4 protein-coding genes and 1 pseudogene are annotated in these 4934 nt (G+C 73.8%); 1 reads left to right on the top strand and 4 read right to left on the bottom strand.

Going from position 1 to position 4934, the window contains the following annotated elements; all coding sequences use genetic code 11:
- Nucleotides 1-163 precede the first annotated feature (163 nt).
- The 3 genes from AOK16_RS14490 to AOK16_RS14480 all read right to left on the bottom strand — a co-directional run bounded on the left by AOK16_RS14490 (nucleotide 164) and on the right by AOK16_RS14480 (nucleotide 3393).
- Nucleotides 164-1471 (bottom strand): HRDC domain-containing protein, encoded by a 1308-nt coding sequence (locus tag AOK16_RS14490; protein ID WP_055472675.1) that lies wholly within the window; start codon nucleotides 1469-1471, stop codon nucleotides 164-166.
- Nucleotides 1472-1567: 96 nt separating this feature from the next.
- Complete coding sequence (locus AOK16_RS14485) at nucleotides 1568-2230, bottom strand: response regulator transcription factor (RefSeq protein WP_055472674.1); 663 nt, start codon at nucleotides 2228-2230, stop codon at nucleotides 1568-1570.
- A 500-nt stretch (nucleotides 2231-2730) separates the two neighbouring features.
- On the bottom strand, nucleotides 2731-3393 hold the full coding sequence (locus tag AOK16_RS14480) for a DUF3000 domain-containing protein (protein ID WP_055472673.1): 663 nt from the start codon (nucleotides 3391-3393) through the stop codon (nucleotides 2731-2733).
- Nucleotides 3394-3474: 81 nt separating this feature from the next.
- Between AOK16_RS14480 and hemE the strand changes: the two genes are divergently transcribed.
- Complete coding sequence (gene hemE / locus AOK16_RS14475; protein WP_055472672.1) at nucleotides 3475-4581, top strand: uroporphyrinogen decarboxylase; 1107 nt, start codon at nucleotides 3475-3477, stop codon at nucleotides 4579-4581.
- A 53-nt stretch (nucleotides 4582-4634) separates the two neighbouring features.
- On the opposite strand, the pseudogene AOK16_RS14470 reads toward hemE, so the two are convergent.
- Nucleotides 4635-4934, bottom strand: a pseudogene (locus tag AOK16_RS14470) (hypothetical protein); the annotation flags it as partial.

Raw genomic sequence — 4934 nt, 5'->3', positions numbered from 1 at the left:
CAGGTGGGCGGTGGTGCGCCCCCGCTGTGGGCATGCGTTACGCTGGGTGCTTGGGGTCCCCCCAGACTCCGTCCGGGGGGACCCCATCGCCCCTAGCGGAACGCATGCCCACACCGGAACGGAAGCCGGTGCCCGCAAACGCATGCCCGCGCCCCTGGGCGTGTCAGGGGCTGTCGGTGGGGCGGGCCGTCAACGCTTGCGTCAGCAGCGGCGCGGTCTGGTCGACCTGCCAGGCCCGCGCCCCGTAGCCCGCAAGCGCGGCGGAGACGGCCGCGACATCCGTCTCCGCCGGCGGCTCCCAGCACAACCGCCGCACCGTGTCCGGCGTGATCAGGTTCTCCTGCGGCAGGTTCAGCCGCTCGGCCAGCGCCGTGACCCCGGCCCGCGCGGCCGACAGCCGTGCGGCCGCGGCCGGATCCTTGTCGGCCCAAGCCCGAGGCGGTGGCGGCCCCATCACCGGCTGCCCCGGCTGCGGAAGCTCGCCCTCCGGCAGCGCGCGGGCGCGATCCACCGCCCCCTGCCACTGCTCCAGCTGCTTGCGCCCCATCCGGTGCCCGAACCCCGGCAGCATGGCGAGTGCCTGCACGCTCGTCGGCATCGCGAGTGCCGCCTCGACGATCGCCGCGTCGCTCAGCACCTTCCCGGGCGAGACGTCCCGCCGCTGTGCGATCCGGTCGCGCGCGGTCCACAGTTCCCGCACGACCGCCATCTGGCGCCGCCGCCGCACCTTGTGCATTCCGGAGGTGCGCCGCCACGGGTCCTTGCGCGGCGGCGTCGGCGGGGCCGCCGCGATGGCCGCGAACTCCTGGTGCGCCCAGTCCAGCTTTCCCTGCCGCGCCAGCTCCGCCTCCAGCGCGTCCCGCAGGTCGACCAGCAACTCCACGTCCAGCGCGGCGTACCGCAGCCACGGCTCGGGCAGCGGCCGGGTGGACCAGTCGACGGCGGAGTGCCCCTTCTCGAGGGCGTAGCCGAGGACGTTCTCGACCATGGCGCCGAGCCCCACCCGCGCGAACCCGGCCAGCCGTCCCGCCAGCTCGGTGTCGAAGAGCCGCGTCGGCATCATGCCTATGTCACGCAGACACGGCAGGTCCTGGGTCGCCGCGTGCAGCACCCACTCCGTCTCGCCGATCGCCTCGCCGAGCCCGGACAGGTCGGGGCAGGCGACCGGGTCGATCAGCACGCTGCCCGCCCCCTCGCGGCGCAGCTGTACGAGATAGGCGCGCTGTCCGTAGCGGTAGCCGGAGGCCCGCTCGGCGTCCACGGCGACCGGCCCGGTCCCGGCGGCGAAGGCCGCCACGACCCCGGCCAGCTCCTCGTCCGTCGCGGTGACCGGCGGGATGCCCTCGCGGGGCTCGAGCAAGGGGACCGGCGCCGGTTGGAGGTCGGGGCCCGCGTCGGCGACTGCCGGTGCCGCGGGGCCCCCGGGGCTGCGCAGTGTGCGGTCTGCTGCGGTCTCTTGGGCGTCGGTCACCTGTCAAGGGTATCCGTGCGACGACGGCGCCCGCCGACGGAACGTTCCGTCGACGGGCGCCGCGTTTCTGTCAACCGAATGAGACCGGTTCGTACCTCAGTGGATGATCCCGGTGCGGAGGGCGACCGCGACCATGCCGGCCCGGTCCCCGGTGCCGAGCTTGCGCGCGATCCGGGCGAGGTGGCTCTTGACGGTGAGCGCCGAGAGCCCCATGGAGACGCCGATGGCCTTGTTGGACTGGCCCTCCGCAACCAGCCGCAGGACCTCGACCTCGCGGCCCGACAGCTCTCTGTAGCCACCGGGGTGGCCGGGGGCGCCCGGTGGGCGCCGCTGCATTCTCGCGGCCGCGGCACCCACCGGTGCCTGGCCGGGGCGGCCGGGGATGCCGAGGTTGGTGCGGGTGCCGGTGACGACATAGCCCTTGACGCCGCCCGCGAGCGCGTTCCGTACGGCGCCGATGTCGTCGGCGGCGGAGAGCGCGAGGCCGTTGGGCCAGCCCGCGGCGCGGGTCTCGGACAGCAGGGTCAGGCCCGAGCCGTCGGGCAGGTGGACGTCGGCGACGCAGATGTCGCGCGGGTTGCCGACTCGGGGACGGGCCTCCGCGATCGATGACGCCTCGATGACATCGCGCACCCCGAGCGCCCACAGGTGGCGGGTGACGGTGGAGCGGACGCGGGGGTCGGCGACGACGACCATGGCCGTCGGCTTGTTCGGGCGGTAGGCGACCAGGCTTGAGGGCTGCTCGAGGAGAACGGACACCAGGCCTCCTGGGGGGAGTTGCGGTACGTGGGGCCGACCTTGGGGAAGTCGGGGTGACCCGTGGGGGAGGGTCACAGAGTCCTTCGGCAGCGAAGTGCGGCGGCTTTAGTAAATGATCACGAATTGATGAGTAACAATTCGGGCAATTCGGATGCGCGTCCGAGCGTGCGCAACCTTGGGGTGAATTCCCCGCGCCGCCGGCATATTCACGGCGCTGACCAGGGGCGTATGAGCGGGGCATGGCTCCGGACATGCGCGGGCGCGAGCCCGGACCGGGGCGCACGCGGGCTCAATCGCGGGGCGGCTCGGCAGGGGTACAGCGCGGCGGCCGCGGGGCCGGGTCGTGGACTCGGACCGAACGCCGGGCCCCGCCGGGGTGTCAGCGGCGGCCGCAGGCGAGGACCGGACCTTGGCTGGTCCGGAGGGTCCCCGCCCAACGGTCTGCCGGACCGCTGAGCGGCTCTGGCTCAGTGGTCCGGCAGACCGCCCGGGCCGGTCGCTCAGCGGGGGGACTGGGGGCCGCGGCGCTGGGGGAGCGAGACCACGGCCGCGTCCGCGGGGGTGCCCGGCGGCAGGCCGCCGATCTGGCACAGCAGTTCGCACCACGCGGTCAGGTGCGTGGCAGCGTCCGGCACCCCGCCCGCGCCCTCGCGCGGCGTCCAGGACGCCCGGATCTCGATCTGCGTCGCGGTCCTGCGGTTGGCCAGCGCGCCGAAGTAGTGCGAGCCCGCCAGCGTCACCGTCCCGCTCGGCTCGACGTACGCAGCGCCCCGCGCCTCGAATGCGCCGGTCAGCCAGGACCAGCACACCTCGGGCAGCAGCGGGTCCGCCGCCATCTCCGGCTCCAGCTCGGCCCGTACGAGCGTCACCAGCCGGAACGCGCCCTTCCAGGCGTCGTGGCCCGCAGGGTCGTGCAGCAGGACGAGCCGGCCGTCGGCCAGGTCCTGTCCGTCCTGGACGACCACCGCCTCCAGGGCGTACGAGAAGGGGGCCAGCCGCTGCGGCGGGCGGGCCTTCTCGACCTCCATCTCCGGTCGCAGCCGCGCGGCGCGCAGCGCATCGACCGCCTGACGGAAAGCGGGCGGAGTGCCGTCTCCATCCCCCTCGTCCCTGCCGTCCGTGCCGTCAGCACCATCAGAAAGTCGTCCCTGAGCCGCAGCCATGGGCGGAAGACTAGGCGGAACCGGAGCCGCCGGGGGGTAGGGACACCCGGCCTCTTCCGGCCGCGTGCGAAGATTCTGGGCGTGAGCGCCAACGACCGCCCGACCGGGCAGCAGCAGACCATCGCAGGCACCTCCCGTACTGGGGCCGGCGCCCGATCGGCGGCCGCCGACTCGGCGTTCCTGAAGGCCTGCCGCCGCGAGCCGGTGCCGCACACTCCGGTGTGGTTCATGCGGCAGGCCGGGCGCTCGCTGCCGGAATACCTGAAGGTGCGCGAGGGCATCCCGATGCTCGACTCGTGCATGCGGCCGGATCTCGTCACCGAGATCACGCTGCAGCCGGTGCGGCGCCACAAGGTGGACGCGGCGATCTACTTCAGCGACATCGTCGTACCGCTCAAGGCCATCGGCATCGACCTCGACATCAAACCCGGCGTCGGGCCCGTCGTCGACCGGCCGATCCGCAGCCGCGCCGACCTGGCGCGGTTGCGGTCGCTGGAGCCGGACGACGTGGCGTACGTGGCGGAGGCCGTCGGGCAGCTCGTCGGCGAGCTGGGCGCGACGCCGCTGATCGGCTTCGCGGGCGCGCCGTTCACGCTCGCCAGCTACCTTGTCGAGGGCGGGCCCTCGCGGAACCACGAGCACACCAAGGCCCTGATGTACGGGGACCCGGAGCTGTGGGCGGACCTCCTGGACCGGCTCGCGGACATCACCTCGGCCTTCCTGAAGGTGCAGATCGAGGCCGGGGCCTCGGCCGTGCAGCTCTTCGACTCCTGGGTCGGGGCGCTGGCCCCCGCCGACTACCGGCGCTCGGTCATGCCCGCCTCGGCCAAGGTGTTCGACGCGGTCGCCGAGTACGGGGTGCCGCGGATCCACTTCGGCGTGGGCACCGGGGAGTTGCTCGGGCTGATGGGCGAGGCCGGGGCGGATGTCGTCGGCGTCGACTGGCGGGTGCCGCTGGACGAGGCGGTGCGGCGGGTCGGGCCCGGCAAGGCGCTCCAGGGGAACCTGGACCCCGCGATCCTCTTCGCCCCGCGGACCGCCGTGGAGTCCAAGACCCGTGAGGTCCTGACCGCGGCCGCCGGCCTCCCCGGCCACATCTTCAACCTCGGCCACGGAGTCCTCCCCACGACGGACCCCGACGCCCTGACCCACCTGGTCGACTACGTCCACCACGAGACGATGCGCTGATCCCGTTCGGGCGTGGGCCCTGCGGAACGCCTGCCCACACCGGAACGGTGTTCCTACGGAGGGCCCGGGCCCAGCAAGGTGAAGGCGCCGTACGCGGCGGAGGCCACGGCCGCGGCCGAGAGAAGCGCCGTGGCCGCGGCCGGGCGGAGTTTCGACAAGGCGACCGCCGCCGGGAGCAGGAGAGGGAACGCCGGCATCATCACGCGGGGCCGCGAGCCGAAGTAGCCCGCGGTGACCAGCGAGACCGCCACCATCGCCACCGCGTAGACAAGGACCGGCAGCGGCAGCCCCATCCGCACGCACCGCCACAGCAGCCAGAAGACCAGCGCCAGGGCCGCGATCAGCCCCAGCCC

This window comes from Streptomyces pathocidini (assembly GCF_001418495.1).
GTDB lineage: Bacteria > Actinomycetota > Actinomycetes > Streptomycetales > Streptomycetaceae > Streptomyces > Streptomyces pathocidini.
This window is presented reverse-complemented; position numbering and strand designations above follow the sequence as displayed.

What these genes read in the sequence shown, in the direction of transcription:
- AOK16_RS14480 (WP_055472673.1), bottom strand. Translation starts at nt 3,393, where the DNA reads ATGGCTGCGGCTCAGGGACGACTTTCTGATGGTGCTGACGGCACGGAC.